Source organism: Micromonospora luteifusca (assembly GCF_016907275.1).
GTDB lineage: Bacteria > Actinomycetota > Actinomycetes > Mycobacteriales > Micromonosporaceae > Micromonospora > Micromonospora luteifusca.
On the sequence record NZ_JAFBBP010000001.1, the window covers coordinates 1267482 to 1282736 of the forward strand.

At 71.0% G+C, this 15255-nt stretch carries 13 protein-coding genes; 5 read left to right on the forward strand and 8 right to left on the reverse strand.

Annotation, left to right across the window (positions count from 1 at the left end; translation table 11 throughout):
• The first annotated feature begins 75 nt into the window (after positions 1–75).
• Both JOD64_RS05290 and JOD64_RS05295 read left to right on the forward strand, forming a co-directional pair.
• Positions 76–555, forward strand: coding sequence for an Lrp/AsnC family transcriptional regulator (locus tag JOD64_RS05290; protein WP_204941184.1), 480 nt, complete (start codon positions 76–78; stop codon positions 553–555).
• A 77-nt stretch (positions 556–632) separates the two neighbouring features.
• Entirely contained in the window at positions 633–1643 is a 1011-nt protein-coding gene (locus tag JOD64_RS05295; RefSeq protein ID WP_307813244.1) for an LLM class flavin-dependent oxidoreductase, read from the forward strand.
• Between the two features lie 200 nt (positions 1644–1843).
• Here JOD64_RS05295 and JOD64_RS05300 read toward each other — a convergent pair whose 3' ends face one another.
• The gene (locus JOD64_RS05300; protein ID WP_204941186.1) at positions 1844–4105 is read right to left on the reverse strand and encodes a rhamnogalacturonan lyase family protein; all 2262 of its coding nucleotides are present in this window, start codon (positions 4103–4105) and stop codon (positions 1844–1846) included.
• 286 nt (positions 4106–4391) lie between these two features.
• Here JOD64_RS05300 and JOD64_RS05305 point away from each other — a divergent pair, with 286 nt between their 5' ends.
• A complete protein-coding gene (locus JOD64_RS05305; RefSeq protein WP_307813245.1) occupies positions 4392–5831 on the forward strand; it encodes a pyridoxal-dependent decarboxylase in 1440 nt (479 codons plus the stop codon).
• A 219-nt stretch (positions 5832–6050) separates the two neighbouring features.
• On the opposite strand, the gene JOD64_RS05310 is transcribed toward JOD64_RS05305, so the two are convergent.
• Positions 6051–7040, reverse strand: coding sequence for a sulfite exporter TauE/SafE family protein (locus tag JOD64_RS05310; RefSeq protein WP_307813246.1), 990 nt, complete (start codon positions 7038–7040; stop codon positions 6051–6053).
• A gap of 201 nt (positions 7041–7241) precedes the next feature.
• The gene (locus JOD64_RS05315) at positions 7242–7706 is read right to left on the reverse strand and encodes an RrF2 family transcriptional regulator (RefSeq protein ID WP_204941187.1); all 465 of its coding nucleotides are present in this window, start codon (positions 7704–7706) and stop codon (positions 7242–7244) included.
• Positions 7707–7963: 257 nt separating this feature from the next.
• Here JOD64_RS05315 and JOD64_RS05320 point away from each other — a divergent pair, with 257 nt between their 5' ends.
• Positions 7964–8632 carry a YceI family protein gene (locus JOD64_RS05320; protein ID WP_204941189.1) on the forward strand — a complete coding sequence of 223 codons (669 nt, stop codon included), beginning with the start codon at positions 7964–7966 and terminating at the stop codon, positions 8630–8632.
• A gap of 66 nt (positions 8633–8698) precedes the next feature.
• On the opposite strand, the gene JOD64_RS05325 is transcribed toward JOD64_RS05320, so the two are convergent.
• From JOD64_RS05325 to JOD64_RS05340, 4 genes are all read right to left on the reverse strand, one after another.
• Positions 8699–9583: an acyl-CoA thioesterase gene (locus JOD64_RS05325; protein WP_204941191.1), complete on the reverse strand. Its 885-nt coding sequence runs from the start codon at positions 9581–9583 to the stop codon at positions 8699–8701.
• On the reverse strand, positions 9580–11028 hold the full coding sequence (gene pyk / locus JOD64_RS05330; protein WP_204941192.1) for a pyruvate kinase: 1449 nt from the start codon (positions 11026–11028) through the stop codon (positions 9580–9582). Before pyk ends, JOD64_RS05325 begins: the two co-directional genes overlap by 4 nt.
• A gap of 199 nt (positions 11029–11227) precedes the next feature.
• A complete protein-coding gene (locus tag JOD64_RS05335; RefSeq protein WP_204941194.1) occupies positions 11228–12610 on the reverse strand; it encodes an FAD-binding oxidoreductase in 1383 nt (460 codons plus the stop codon).
• A gap of 133 nt (positions 12611–12743) precedes the next feature.
• The gene (locus tag JOD64_RS05340) at positions 12744–13109 is read right to left on the reverse strand and encodes a YciI family protein (RefSeq protein ID WP_204941195.1); all 366 of its coding nucleotides are present in this window, start codon (positions 13107–13109) and stop codon (positions 12744–12746) included.
• A 174-nt stretch (positions 13110–13283) separates the two neighbouring features.
• On the opposite strand from JOD64_RS05340, the gene JOD64_RS05345 reads away from it, so the two are divergent.
• A complete protein-coding gene (locus JOD64_RS05345; protein ID WP_204941197.1) occupies positions 13284–14156 on the forward strand; it encodes an aldo/keto reductase in 873 nt (290 codons plus the stop codon).
• Positions 14157–14329: 173 nt separating this feature from the next.
• Here the strand turns inward: JOD64_RS05345 and JOD64_RS05350 are convergent, their stop codons facing one another.
• Positions 14330–15115 carry an esterase/lipase family protein gene (locus JOD64_RS05350; protein WP_204941199.1) on the reverse strand — a complete coding sequence of 262 codons (786 nt, stop codon included), beginning with the start codon at positions 15113–15115 and terminating at the stop codon, positions 14330–14332.
• Positions 15116–15255 lie beyond the last annotated feature (140 nt).

A 15255-nucleotide genomic window follows, 5' to 3' on the forward strand; every position in this document is an offset into this window, starting at 1 on the left:
CAGCGGGCAATGGGTTGGCAGATGATTCTGCCGATGGGCCTGGTTTCGTTGAGGGATTCGGGCAAGGATGGCTGGATGCCCCCTGAGCCGAATGATGTGCGGCCGTTTCCGGCCCTGGACGAGGTGGACCGCGCAATCCTGACCGAGCTGGCCGCGGATGGCCGGCTGCCGAACAACGCTCTCGCCGAGCGGGTGGGCGTGGCACCGTCGACGTGCCTGACCCGTACCCGGGCGCTGCGGGAGCGTGGCGCGATCCGCGGTTTTCACGCGGAGGTGGATCCGGCCGCGCTGGGACTGCCGTTGCAGGCGTTGGTGTCGGTGCGGTTGACCGCGCACGAGCGGGCGGCGGTGGACGCGTTCCGGGCCCGGTCGGTGCGCCTGCCCGGGGTGGTCTCGGTGTTCCACGTGGCCGGTGCGGAGGATTACGTGCTGCACGTGCGGGCGGCGTCGGGCGACGCGTTGCGTGACTTCGTGCTGGATCATCTGGCGGTCGATCCGGTGGTGCAGCACACCCAGACCAGTCTGATCTTCGAGCAGGCTCGTGGGATGGGCTGAGCGGTGACAGGGGTGAATCAACCGACAGATGCCGGCCAAGCGGAACAAATCCGGTCGACAGCGGGTTGGCTGAGCGTGTGATCACCGTACCGTTGTCTGTTCTTGATCTTGCTCCGGTCGCCAAGGCCACCACTGTCGGCGCGGCCCTGGAAGCCACCACCGAGCTGGCCCGCCGCACCGAGGAGCTGGGCTACCACCGGTTCTGGGTGGCCGAGCACCACAACATGCCGGCGATCGCCAGCTCCGCCCCCGCGGTGCTGCTGGCGCACCTGGCGGCGAACACGTCGACCATCCGGCTCGGGTCGGGCGGGGTGATGCTGCCCAACCACGCGCCGCTGGTGGTGGCCGAGCAGTTCGGCACCCTGGAGGCGCTGCACCCTGGTCGGATCGACCTGGGCATCGGGCGGGCGCCGGGCACCGACCAGGTGACCGCGCTGGCGTTGCGGCGCACCATGGAGGGCCTGTCGGCGGAGGGTTTCCCCCGCGAGCTGGCGGACCTGATGAACTACTTCAGCGGGGAACGGCCGGGGCAGATCATCGCCACGCCGGGTCGCGGTGAGCAGCCCGCCGTGTGGCTGCTGGGTTCCAGCGGTTTCAGCGCCCAGCTCGCCGGTCTGCTCGGTCTGCCGTTCTCGTTCGCGCACCACTTCAGCTCGGCGAACACCCTGCCGGCGCTGGCCCTGTACCGGCAGAACTTCCGGCCGTCGCAGTGGTTGGACAAGCCGTACGCGATGGTGGCGGTCAACGCGGTGTGCGCGGACACCGACGAGCGCGCCGAGTGGTTGGCGGGGCCGAGCGCCCTGTCGTTCCTGAAGCTGCGTTCCGGCCGACCGGAGCCGCTGTCGACGCCCGACGAGGCGGCGGCGTACCCGTACTCCGAGATCGAGCGGGAGTTCGTGCTGCAGCGCCGCGACGGTCAGGCGATGGGTTCACCGGAGACGGTGCGCCGGCAGCTGACCGAGCTGGTGGAGCGCACCGGCGCGGACGAGCTGATGCTCACCACGCTCGTGTACGACGTGCAGGACCGGGTGCGGTCGTACGAGTTGATTGCCGAGCAGGTGGCGGGCGGTCTGCGCCAGCGGGCGTGAAACACGATCTTCACGTCAGCGTCACCCCGCCGACCCCGACGGAGCCTAATGTTGGTGCCGGTGGTGGTACGGCATTCCCGGTCGGGACGGGTTGGGAATGCCGCGGTGTGGCGCACCGGGCCGGAGCTGAGCGGATTCCGCGGCTGCGGCCCGGTGCCTGCCACCCTAGGCGACCCCGGTCGGGACCGCCAGGGGTCAGATCAACGTAGGTAGATGTTCGGAGTGGGCGGGTTGGCCATTCCGTCGCCGATGAAGAACCCCGGGTGTGGCGGCTGGTTGTAGGCGGTGTTCTGCCACGCGATCGCCACCCGATACTGCGGGTCGTGCATCAGGGTGTGGATCCGGGTGCTGGTCGGGGTGGGCGTGCTGTAGATGCGCAGGGCCCGACTGTCGGTGGTTCGCCAGATCACCTCCTCACGCCAGTCACCCAGGATGTCGCCCGAGAGCGCCGGCGTGGACTTGGTGCCGTTGTTCGACGCCACCGAACTGCCGGTGAGCAACCGGGTCTCGCCGCCGGTGCCGTACTTGTCGACTGCCGTGCCGTCGAGCAGCTCCCGCACCGGGTCGCCGTCCCACCAGGCGAGGAAGTTTGCCGACGACGGCTTGCGGCCGATGTTCTGCCCTCTGGTGTTGGCCAGCCCGGCGACCGCTGACGACCAGGACTCCGCACCCGGGCTGCCCGCCCAGATGTCCGCGGAGACACCCCGGCCGTTGTCGCCGGAAGCCGGCGTGGACCAGAGGATCTGACCGGTACGGGCGTCGGCGAACCAGGAGCTGGGCTTGCTGGCGTCCTCGTCGACCTTGAACACCTCCAGGCCGGCGCGACCCGGGTCGAGGTCCCCCACGTGCAGGGCGTCGCCGTGCCCGTTGCCCGTCGAGTAGAGCAGGCGGCCGTTGTCGTCGATGGTGGCGGCGCCGTAGACGATCTCCTGGCGGCCGTCACCGTCGACGTCGGCGACGGAGAGCTGGTGGTTGCCCTGACCGGCGGCGGCGCCGTTGCCGGAGGCGTTCGAGTCGAACGTCCAGCGCTTGGTCAGGGTGCCGTTGCGGAAGTCCCAGGCCGCGACCACCGCACGGGTGTAGTAGCCCCGGGCCATGATCAGCGAGGGGCGTTGCCCGTCGAGGTACGCGGTGCCGGCGAGGAACCGGTCCACCCGGTTGCCGTACGAGTCACCCCAGGACGACACGGTGCCGCGCGGCGGGTCGTAGTTGACGGTGGAGAGCACCGCGCCGGTCTGACCGTTGAACATGGTCAGGTACTCCGGGCCGGACAGCACATAGCCGCTGGAGTTGCGGTGGTCCGCCGACGACGAGCCGATGAGCTGACCGGTGCCGGAGCGGGTGCCGTCGGCGGTCTTCATGGCCACCTCGGCGCGACCGTCGCCGTCGTAGTCGTACACCTGGAACTGGGTGTAGTGGGCTCCGGCGCGGATGTTGCGGCCCAGGTCGATCCGCCACAGCCGACTGCCGGTCAGGGTGTACGCGTCGACGTAGACGTTCCCGGTGTAGCCGGACTGGGAGTTGTCCTTGGCGTTCGACGGGTCCCACTTGAGCACGATCTCGTAGCTGCCGTCGCCGTTGAGATCGCCGACGGAGGCGTCGCTGGCGCTGTAGGAGTAGCTCTCGCCGCTCGGGGTGCTCCCCCCGGCCGGCACCTGCAACGGCACGTCCAGGTAGCCCGCGCCGAACTGCAACGCCGGCGCCGACGCCGCCTGCTCGGCGCCGCCGACCACGGCCCGCACGGTGTACGCCGAGCCGGCCGCCGCCCCGCTGTCGAGGTAGCTGGTGGCGCCGGTGATCGGGCTGGCGTTGACCCTGGTGGAGCCCCGGTAGAGGTGGAACGCGACCCCGGAGGTTTCGGTGCCGAGGAGCCGCCAGGAGACCAGGTTGCCGTTGCCGGAACGGACGCTGATCAGCCCTCGGTCCAGGTTCTCCATCTGCTTCGCCCCCGACGGAGGAGGCGTGGTTGGCGGCGGGGTGGTGGTCGGTGGCGTGGTCGTCGGCGGGGTGGTCGTCGGTGGCGGGGTGGTCGGGCCGTCGGTGGACGGGGCGCCGGTGCAGGTGGTCCCGTTGAGCGCGAGGCTGGACGGCACCGGGTTGGTGCCGGTCCACGACCCGTTGAAGCCGAACGCGGCGGTGCCGTTGGTGGCGATCGTGGCGTTGTAGTCGACGTTGCGCGCCGTGACCTGGGCACCGGCCTGGGTGACAACGGCGTTCCACGCCTGGGTGACCTGCTGGCCCGCCGCGTACGACCAGGTGAGGGCCCACCCGTTGACCGGGTCGCCGAGGTTGGTGACGGTGACGTTGGCGCCGAAGCCGCCCTGCCACTGATTGGTGATCTGATAGTCGACCCGGCAGCCGACGGCGGCGGCCGAGGCGACGACCGTGCCGAGGGTGCCGGCCACGACGGCGGCGGCCGTCGTACCCGCGAGCAGGATCAGCCGATGTCTGGACGGGTGCATGGGACTGCCTCCGGGGATCCGCTGGTGATCGCCGCGGCCCACGCGCCCTGCCCGGGAAGCACAGTGGACTCGCCCCGCCACCACGGCGGCGGACGGCGATCTGATCGGGGGTGTACGCCCTGGAACTCACGGATCCGACTCACCGCGCATCGTAAGGCAAGCGTTTTCCAGGGCGCAACATCGATGGTCGTCATACTCAGCGGACGCCCGGTCTCGCCTCGGCCCGATCTGATGGTGGTGGCGCCTGGTCTTGCCTCGACGATCGATGCCTGATCAACTCGTTCGGGTGAGCGCCCCCCACATGGACCCTGCCGAGTTCCGTCGCGCCGGCCACGCCGTCGTCGACTGGATCGCCGACTACTGGACGACGCTCGAGCAACGACCGGTCGCCCCGGCCGACCCGCCGGGCACGGTGACCGCCGCCCTGCCCGCCGCGCCGCCCACCGCCGGAGGCGAACCCGTCGAGGCGGTCCTCGCCGACCTGGACTCGATCGTCCTACCCGGCCTGACCCACTGGCAGCACCCCGGCTTCTTCGGCTACTTCCCGGCCAACACCTCCGGCCCGAGCGTGCTCGGCGACCTGGTCAGCTCCGGGCTCGGCGTACAGGGCATGCTCTGGGCCACCAGCCCGGCCTGCACCGAACTGGAAACGGTGCTGATGGACTGGCTGGCCCAACTGATGGACCTGCCGCAGCGGTTCCACTCGACCGGCGCCGGCGGCGGGGTCATCCAGGACTCGGCGTCCTCGGCGACCCTGGTGGCCACCCTGGCCGCGCTGCACCGCGCCAGCGGGGGTCGCTGGCGCGACACCGGCATCGACCGGCGCTACCGCGCGTACACCTCCATCCACGGGCACTCCTCCATCGAGAAGGCCGCAAGGATCGCCGGGCTGGGTGCCGACGGGGTCCGGCCGATCCAGGTGGACCCGGACACCCAGGCACTGCTGCCGGACGCTCTACGCGCGGCGATCAAGGCCGACCTCGCCGCCGGGGACGTACCCGCCATCGTGGTGGCGACCATCGGCACCACCTCCACCACCGCCGTCGACCCGCTGCCGGAAATCGGGGCGATCTGCGCCGAGTACGGGATCTGGCTGCACGTCGACGCCGCGTACGCGGGCGCTGCCGCCGTCTGCCCCGAGCTGCGGTGGTCGCACGCCGGCCTGGAGTACGCCGACTCGTACTGCTTCGACCCCCACAAGTGGCTGCTCACCGGCTTCGACTGCGACGCGTTCTGGGTGGCCGACCGCGCCGAGCTGATCGAAGCGCTGACCGTACTGCCGGAATTCCTGCGCAACGCGGCCTCCGAGTCCGGTGCGGTGATCGACTACCGGGACTGGCAGGTGCCGCTGGGCCGGCGCTTCCGGGCCTTGAAGCTGTGGTTCGTGTTGCGCTGGTACGGCGCCGAAGGGCTGCGGGCACACATCCGCTCCGGGGTGGCGCTGGCCGGCCGGTTCGCCGAACGGGTCCGCGCCGACGACCGGTTCGAACTGGCGGCGGCACACCCCTTCTCGCTCGTCTGCTTCCGACTGCGCGCCGACGACGACGTCAACGCGGCACTGCTCGCCGGAGTGAACAGCACCGGGCGGGTGCACCTGACGCACACCCGGGTCGCCGGTCGTTACACGCTGCGACTGGCGGTTGGCTCGCCACAAACGACCGAGGTACACATCGACGAGGCCTGGGCACTGCTCGCCAACACGGCCAAAGACCTCCTCACCCCCTGACCTCCCCGCACCCCGCAGCCCGCACCCCGTCCGCGACCGCGACCGCGACCGCGACCGCGTCAAGATCCGAGCAACTTCTCCGAAGTTGCTGCCTCAGACCCGCCGGAGGCAGCAGTTTCCCTGAAGTTGCCCGGATCTTGGCGCCTCAGATGGACGCGGGCCGCCGAACGGCACGAGCGGACTCACCGGCAGGCGCGCGGGTTGGGGCCGGCGCGGGGGTCAGCGCGGGGTTGGCGTACCCGTTGCCGCCAGCTCGACCGGAGCCGCGACGGCGGGCGCCGCAGCGAGGTCGTCGGGACCGGCAAGGGAGGCAGAGGCCGAGGCGGAGGTGTTCGCGGCCTCGGCCCGGGCCCGGCGGGTACGACGCAGCGCCCGCACCGCGAGCACCAGCGCGGCCAGCCAGCCGGCGGCCAGCAGGGCGTACACGGTGGGTCGGGCCGGGCCGTCCAACTCGGCGGAGCGGATCAACGTGCGGGCGTTGGTCAGCACGATCACGCCGCCGACCGCCGCGCCGAGCAGTTGAGCGGGCACGATACGCACCAGCCAGGCGGCCAGCGGTGCGGCGATGATCCCGCCGACCAGTAGCGCGGCGACGGTGGGGAGCAGGAACCCCTCGGTGCCGAGCCCGATCAGGAAGCCGACGCTGGCCGCGCCGGCCACCACGAACTCGGCGGTGTCCACCGAGCCGATCACCTTGCGTGGCTCCAACCGGCCGGAGACCAGGAGCGCCGGAGTCGCCACCGGCCCCCACCCGCCGCCGCCGGTTGCGTCGACGAAGCCGGCGACCAGGCCCAGGGGTCCGAGGAAACGACCACGCAGCCGCCCACCGACCCGATCGGTACGCAGCGGTCGAGCGAAGCGGACCAGCAGGTACGCGCCGATCGTGAAGAGGATGCCGGCCATCCACGGCGCGGCCGACTCGGTGGAGATCGAGCTGAGCAGGGTGGCACCGGCGAAGGCGCCGATCGCGCCGGGCAGGGCGATGCGGGTCACCACCGCCCAGTCGACGTTGCCGAACCGCCAGTGCGCGACCCCGGCGGCGAGCGTGGTGCCGATCTCCGCCAGGTGCACCGAGGCCGAGGCGGCGGCCGGAGCGACCCCGGCGACCAGCAGCAGAGTGGACGAGGTCAGCCCGTACGCCATGCCGAGCGAACCGTCGATCAACTGCGCGGCGAGCCCGACCAGAGCGAGGATCAGCAGCTTGCGCACGAGCGCCCCCTGACTTTTCGATATCTCCTATCGACTTGGTCGACAATGCGCCACGGGACTGCCGGGGTCAAGCACCAGATCGGTGGATGGGACGCGCTCGTGCGGCACGCCGCAACAGAAGTCGCCGTCCGGCACGAACCACGCGAGACCGCGAAGCCACCGCGCAGCACTAACGACGCGAAGCCGCCGAGGGGCAGGCCGTCAGATCCAGGCGCGCGGGTCGGCGACCAGCTCGGTGACGCGCGGGGGCATGGTGCCCGCGGCCACGTCGGCGATGCTGACCAGGTCCAGGATCTCCCGCTCGCTCGCCCGCAACGCGATCCAGACTTCCTGGAGCGCGCGCGCCGGGCCGTGGTAGCCGAGCTGCTCCGGGCGCTGCCCGCGTACGTGGGCGAGCGGCCCGTCGATCACCCGGATCACCTCGGCGAGGGTGATCTCCTCGGCGGGGCGGGCCAACCAGTATCCGCCCTCCGGACCGCGCTGGGCGTGCACGATGCCGCCCCGGCGCAACTGGAGCAGGATGCTTTCCAGGAACTTCGGCGGGATTTCCTGGGCACGGGCGATCTGGTCGGCCGTGACCGGCCGGCCGCGCCCAGGACCACTGGCCGTCGCGGCAAGCTCAGCGGCCGCGCGGAGGGCGTAGTCGACCCGGGCGGAGAGGCGCATGCCGGCAAGGTTAGCCGCTGGTCAGTCGGCCGAGCGGCCGACCCTCGGTCGCCCGGGCACGCATCGATAAGAACTCGCGCCATTCGCGTCCGTTCCGGTCGCCGTCGAGGACCAGTGAAGTAGCTCATGAACCACCGTTTGGTGGGCGCAAAAATGCCAGCATGGAGCGTCCTTATGCTGGGCGAGGGTACGACTGTCAGACCGCTTGAGCGACGCCGGGCAGCATATTGATACACATCGGGGGGAAGGCAAACACGATGACCGATATCGCCACACGCACCTGGGATGGCATGACCATCCCGGTCGCCGGCACCTATCTTCTCGATCAGGCGCACAAGCGGATCGGTTTCCTGTCCCGGCACATGATGGTGAGCCCGGTGCGCGGCGAGTTCGCCGAGGCCACGGCACAGATCTTCGTGGCGGAGGACCCGCTGCTCTCCTCGGTGACGGCGACCATCGCGTCGGCGAGCATCACCACCGGCAGCGCCGACCGGGACACGCATCTGAAGAGTGCCGATTTCCTCGATGTGGAGCGTTACCCCACGCTCGAATATCGAAGCACCGGGATCAAGTGGCAGGGCAACGAGGACCCCATCTTCCAGTGGGCCCGTCTGCGCAGCCATCGGCTCGGTGGGCGAGGCCGGAGTCCCATTGTCCCGCCGCAGTCCGACGGCACACCCGGCCGATTCGTGCTCACCGGTGAGTTGACGGTGAAGGGAATCACGCGGGCTGTCGACCTTGAGGTGAATTTCGGTGGCGCTCGTACTGATCCGTACGGGCAGAACATCTTTGGATTCAGCGCGATGGCCGAAATCAACCGTGAGGACTACGGCCTGATCTGGAATGTCATGCTCGAGAGCGGCGGGGTGCTGGTCGGCAAGACGGTGCAGATCGAAATCGCCGGCGAGGCTATCTACCAGGCCTGACGGCGCTTCATCCCCGCCACGACGCTCCCGTTGCGGGTGCGCGCCTGGCGGGGATGATCGACCGTCTCAGGCGCCTACGCGACGCAGCAGACCTTCCTGGACGGCGCTGGCGATCTGCTGGCCGTCCGTGGTGAACATCCGGCCGGTGGCCAGCCCACGCGCACCGGACGCCGACGGGCTCAAGCAGTCGTAGAGGAACCACTCGTCGGCGCGGAACGGCCGGTGGAACCACAGGGCGTGGTCGAGGCTCGCGCCGACCAACCCGCCCGGCCCCCACACCTCCCCGTGCGCGGAGAGCACCGAGTCCAGCAGGGTGAGGTCCGACGCGTAGGTGAGCGCGCAGGCGTGCAGCAGTGGATCGTCCGGCAGTTTGCCGTCGATCCGCATCCAGACGCGCTGGTGCGGGTCGGCGGGTCGGTCGCCGGGGCGGACCCAGCCGGGCTCGCCGACGTAGCGCACGTCGATCGGGCGCGGGATCTGACCCCAGATGCCCAGCCGCTCCGGGTAACGGGAGAGCCGGTCGTTCATCGTCGGCACGTCCTGCGGCGGGGGTACGTCCAGTGGGGCCGGGGCCTGGTGGTCCAGACCCTCCTCGGCCCGCTGGAACGACGCCGACATGAAGAAGATCGGCTTACCGTGCTGGAGGGCGACGGAGCGGCGCACCGAGAAGGACCGGCCGTCGCGGATGTTCTCCACCTGGTATTCGATCGGCTCGACGGGGTCGCCGGGGCGGACGAAGTAACCGTGCAGCGAGTGCACGAACCGCTCCGGATCGACCGTGCGGCCGGCGGCGACCAGGGCCTGACCCGCTACCTGGCCGCCGTACACCCGTTGTGGGCCGACCGGGGGGCTCATCCCCCGGAAGGTCATTTCCCCGGTCGGGTCGAGGTCCAACACTTCCAGCAGCTGGTCCACCGCCGCCTGGCCGACCGCGACCCGACCGTCGCTCACTGCAGGGCCCGCGCCGACGCCGCGTCGACCAGCGAGCCGAGCTGGTGGACGCGCAGCGTGTTGGTCGAGCCGGGGGTGCCGGGCGGGCTGCCCGCCACGATCACCACGTAGTCACCGGGGTTGGCCCGGTTGAGGCCGAGCAGCGCCTGGTCGACCTGGCGGAACATGTCGTCGGTGTGCTGCACGAACGGCATCAGGAAGGTCTCCACGCCCCAGGTGAGGGCGAGCTGGTCGCGCACCTCGGGGACCGGCGTGAAGGCCAGCAGCGGCAGGTCGCAGTGCAGGCGGGACAGCCGTCGGACGGTGTCACCGGTCTGCGAGAAGGCGACGAGCGCCTTGGCGTTGATGGCCCGGGCGATCGACGAGGCGGCAACGGTGAGCGCGCCACCGTGGGTACGCGGGTCGTGCTGCAGCCGGGGCACCCCGATCGAGCCGGACTCGGTGGTCGTCACGATCTTGGCCATGGTGCTGACGGTCAGCACCGGGTACTTGCCGACGCTGGTCTCGCCGGAGAGCATCACCGCGTCCGCGCCGTCGAGCACCGCGTTGGCGACGTCGGAGGCCTCCGCCCGGGTGGGGCGGGAATTTTCGATCATGGAGTCGAGCATCTGGGTGGCCACGATGACCGGCTTGGCGTTCTCCCGGCACAACTGCACGGCGCGCTTCTGCACCAGGGGGACCTGGTCCAGCGGCATCTCGACGCCGAGGTCACCGCGGGCGACCATCACGCCGTCGAAGGCCAGCACGATGGCTTCGAGGTGCTCCACGGCCTCCGGCTTCTCGACCTTGGCCAGCACCGGCCGGAACACGTTCTCCTCGGCCATGATGCCGTGGACGAGCTTGATGTCCTCGGCCGAGCGGACGAAGGAGAGCGCGACCAGGTCGACGCCGAGGCCGAGGGAGAAGCGCAGGTCCTCGGCGTCCTTCTCCGACATGGCGGGCACGCTGACCGCCACGTTGGGCAGCGAGACGCCCTTGTTGTTGGAGACCGGGCCACCCTCGGTGACCAGGCAGCGGATGTCGTTGCCGGTGACGTCGGTGACCTCGACGGCGACCCGACCGTCGTCGATCAGCAGCCGGTCACCGGGCTTCACCTCCTGCGGCAGCTTGCGATAGGTGCAGGAGACCCGCTCCTTGGTGCCGAGAATGTCGTCACCGGTGATCACCACCGAGTCGCCGGTGCGCCACTCGTGGGGGCCGTCGGCGAACTTGCCGAGGCGGATCTTGGGGCCCTGCAGGTCGGCGAGGACCGCCACGGGCTTACCTGCCGCCTCGGACGCCTCCCGGACCAGTCGATAGACCGCCTCGTGATCGGCGTGGCTGCCGTGGCTGAAGTTGAGCCTCGCCACGTTCATGCCGGCTTCGACGAGACCCCGGATGCGCTCCGGGGACGAGGTGGCGGGACCAAGGGTGCAGACGATCTTCACACGGCGTGTCACGCCCATCAGGCTAGTCTCTCCTTCAGGTCGGACTCGGGGCCGACCCATTGCAGGCAGCGGAACATGTGTCCAACAACGCGCGGTGCGCGTCGGGCCGGCGGGCGGAACCGCACCGGGAACGTTGTGGCGACGGGCAACGGCGACCGCGCGCCGGGAATCGTACGCCTCCGTTGACGTGCGCTGTCGGGGTGCTCCCGACAGAGGCTCACCGTGGATGCCCCGACGAGGGCAGGGTGGGCACCGCGGTGAGCAGGTCACGCGGGTCGTAGTGGCGCTTCGCCCGGCGCAGCCGCGCCCAGTTCGTGCCGTAGGCGAGCCGGACCCGGTCGGTCTCCTCCGGGGCGAGCAGGTTGGGGTAACCACCGGGCAGGGCGTGCGGAGCGAGGGCCGCCGAGGGGCGCTCGGCCCACTCCCGGTGCGGCCCGGACTGGTCGCCGGGTGCCCAGACCGAGATGATCTCGGTCAGCAGGTGGTCGCGACGCAGGCCGAACGCCGTGTCGGCGAGCCGGACCCGGGTGGCCGCACCGTGGAAGTGGTGCAGGGCCAGCGCGGAGAACGGCGAGCTGACCTGCCGGGCCGCGTCGACGAGCACATCCACGGCACCGTCGGTCAGCGCGGGCAGCCAGCGGGTACGCAGCAGGTAGTGGTTGCCGTCGACCATTCCGCCGTCGAACATCCGCAGCGCGTCCGCGTACGGCATCGGGGCGATCTGGTCGACCAACGGGGTGCCCAGCGCGCGCAGCCGCTCCAGCCACGGCAACCCGACGTCCAGGTCCGGGCCGCTGTAGAACGGGCAGACGAAGACCACGGGCTCACCGGCCGGGCCGGGCAGGAAGCCGGCCATCACGGTCAGCTCGTCCGGGGCCTCTGCGATCAGCGCGCCGTAACCGCGCAGCACGGCCGGCGCCTCGGCCAGCGTGAACATGATCATGCCGGCCAGCACGGCGGGCAGCCGATGCGCACGGAAGCGCAGCTCGGTGACGATGCCGAGGTTTCCACCGCCGCCGCGGAGCGCCCAGTACAGCTCGGCGTCGTGGCGGGGGTCGGCGGTGACCCGACGGCCGCCGGCGAGGACCACCTCCGCGCCGAGCAGGTTGTCCAAGCTCAGACCGAACCGGCCACAGAGCGGGCCGTACCCGCCAGCGAGGGTGAGCCCGGCCATGCCCACGTCACCGACCACACCCGTGGGCACCACCAGGTCGTACGCGCGAGCGGCGGCGAGCAGCTCGGCCGCCGTGGCGCCGCCGCCGATGGTGACCGTGGCCGCGTCCGGGTCGACCCGGACCTCGCGCAGCCCGGTCAGGTCGAGCACCAGGCCCCCGTCGCGCAGCGCGCGGCCGGCCCAGTCGTGCCCGCCGGAACGCACCGAGAGGGCCAGGTGGCACCGGGCGGCGATGCGGACCGCGTCGGCCACCTCGTCGTCGTTCAGGCATTGGGCGACCAGTACGGGCGCGCGCCGCACCGCGCCGTTCCAGAGCCGGGTGGTGGTGACGAAACCGGGATCGCCCGGCTCGTGCAGCCGGTCGCCGAGCAGGGCGCGCAGCCGGGCGGCGGCCGTCGCGACATCACCGGTGGCGGCGGAGATCATGGCGACTCCTCGACCGGGGCCGACCCAAGGCTTCCGGGTGCGCCCCGGTGGCGGCCCTCGCTGGGCGCGACCGTAACACCGGCGCACCGCCGAGCGCCGTCGTCATCACGACAGCCACCGATGGAGCGGCAGGTCAGCTCTCGGTCTTGACCAGCGGAAACTCCAGGGACCCCGCCGGGCAGAGGAAGGTCAGCACATCCACCCGGTAGAGCCCGGCCTGCACCGCCGGGTCGGCCTCCAGCACGCTGCGGACGTCGTCGACGCTCCCGGTGCGGGCCAGCCCGAAGCCGATCGGCGGCTCCGGATTGCGGGCCGGTCCGTCGATCGACCCGGCGACCAGGACGATGCCGCTGCGCTGCAAGGCCTGCATGTGCTCGGCGTGCTCGGACTGCAACCGTTGGACGGTCTCGTCGGGCAGGACCCGTCCGGCCGCGCCGGGATAGATCACGATGCACTCGTACGTGTCGAGCGCGAAGTTGACCTGCGGCACTCCCGCCATGGGTGCTCCCTCCGCCGTCGCGCCGGCACGCGCCGGCCCCGGCCAGCGTCGCACGTACGCTCCGCCCATAGCGGGCGCTTGCGGGCAACTGGCCTTGGCGGGCAGGTGACGTGTCCACGCACACAGTCGGTCGACACGCGGTGTGACGGCCGAGTTCCGGGGGATGATCTACCCATGGCGACAAACATCAGTGAGCAGCCCGCGAAGGCGTCCGGCACGTACCGGATCGGCGGGAACGTCACCGTCAACCGTCTCGGTTACGGGGCGATGCAGATTACCGGCCCGGGTGTCTGGGGCGACCCGAAGGACCCGGCGGAGGCGGTGCGGGTGCTGCGCCGGGCCGTCGAGCTGGGCGTGACGTTCATCGACACCGCCGACTCGTACGGGCCGTTCGTCTCGGAGTTGCTGATCCGCGAGGCGCTGCACCCGTACGCCGACGATCTGGTCATCGCGACCAAGGCCGGGCTGACCCGCTCCGGCCCCGGCGACTGGCGTCCGGTGGGCCGCCCGGAGTACCTGCGGCAGCAGTGTGAGCTGAGCCTGCGCCACCTCGGCCTGGACAGCATCCCGCTGTACCAGCTGCACCGGATCGACCCGAAGGTGCCACTCGCCGATCAGCTGGGTGAGCTGGCGCTGTTGCAGCAGGAGGGCAAGATCCAGCACATCGGGCTGTCCGAGGTGAGCGTGGCGCAGATCGAGGAGTCTCGCGCGATCACCACGATCGCCTCCGTACAGAACCTCTACAACCTCGCGAACCGCAGTGCCGAGGACGTGCTGGAGTACTGCGAGCGCAACGACCTCGCGTTCATCCCGTGGTTCCCGATCGCGACCGGTGAGCTGGCCCGTCCGGGCGGCCCGCTGGACGCCATCTCCACCGCGCACGGCGCGTCGCCCGCGCAGCTCGCGCTGGCCTGGCTGCTGCGCCGTTCGCCGGTGATGCTGCCGATCCCCGGTACGTCCTCGGTGGCGCACCTGGAGGAGAACGTGGGCGCGGCCGACGTGCGGCTCACCGACGACGAGTTCGAGGCGCTGGCCAAGGCGAGCTGACGCGTCGGGTTCGGACGTCGTCGGTTCAGCCGGCGGCGTCCGAACCGGGCTCCCGGGCAGCCCGCAGCGCCTCGGTTGCCTGGGCGAGCACCGCGATGACCACCGCGTCGCTGAAGCCCGGCCGCCCCCGCCCCCACCGGCCTGGCGGATCACCGGCCGGTACTGCGGGCTGTTCAGAGCGCCAGGCAGTTGGGTCGCACCGGGCCGTCGATCAGGGCGCCGCGCACGATGGTGTACGCCGTCCCGTCGAGCACCAGGCCGAGGTGCCCGACCACCCGCAGCGGACAGTACGCCTGGATGAGGACGTTGGTGGCGCCATCGTTGACGACGGCGTTCCCGGTCGGGCGGACCAGCTCGTCCTGGAGGGTGCGGATGGTGGTGTAGCGCACCGGTCCGGGAGTGTCGTCACCGCCGTTGAGGTCGGCGAGGAACGCGGAGCCGATGGCCATCTGCTGGCAGGCCACGATGCCGGCGCAACTGCCCAGGCCGAGGAACGCCACGATGTTGGCCACGTAGGTGCCGTACTGCGGTGAGCCCAGGCTGACGTACCGGCCGACGGTGGCGGTGCCGCCGAGCCGTTTGAGGTAGTAGCGGGCGACCAGGCCGCCCTCGGAGTGTGCGACGAGGTCCACGGCGGCGGCGCCGGTGGTGGCACGGACCTGGTTGACGTAGGTGGCGAACGCGCGAGCCGAGGTGGGGATGTCACCGAGACCCAACCCGGGCAACTGGTAGACGAAGGCGCGGTAGCCGTCGGCGCGCAGGCGGCCGGCGATCGGCTCGTACGCGACGGCGACGCCGCTGAGCCCGCCGACCACGATCACCGGGTTGGCCGCCGCGGCGGCTGTCGGGGCGGCCACGACATCGGCGGGGGCCACGGGTTCGGCGGTCGCCGGAGTGGTGAACGTGAGCAGGGCGGCGGTGGCGAGGGTCAGGACGAGGGCGGTCTTTCGGAGCAGCATGGCTGCACCTCCGGAGGGAGGCACCCGGCGTACCGGGCAGGTGGGTGGGGGTATCCGGTCGACCGTGTGACGATCATGCCCGTAACAATTCAGACACGTCAATGACTTGTTACGCGCCGGTAACCCGTTGTTCCGGCGGG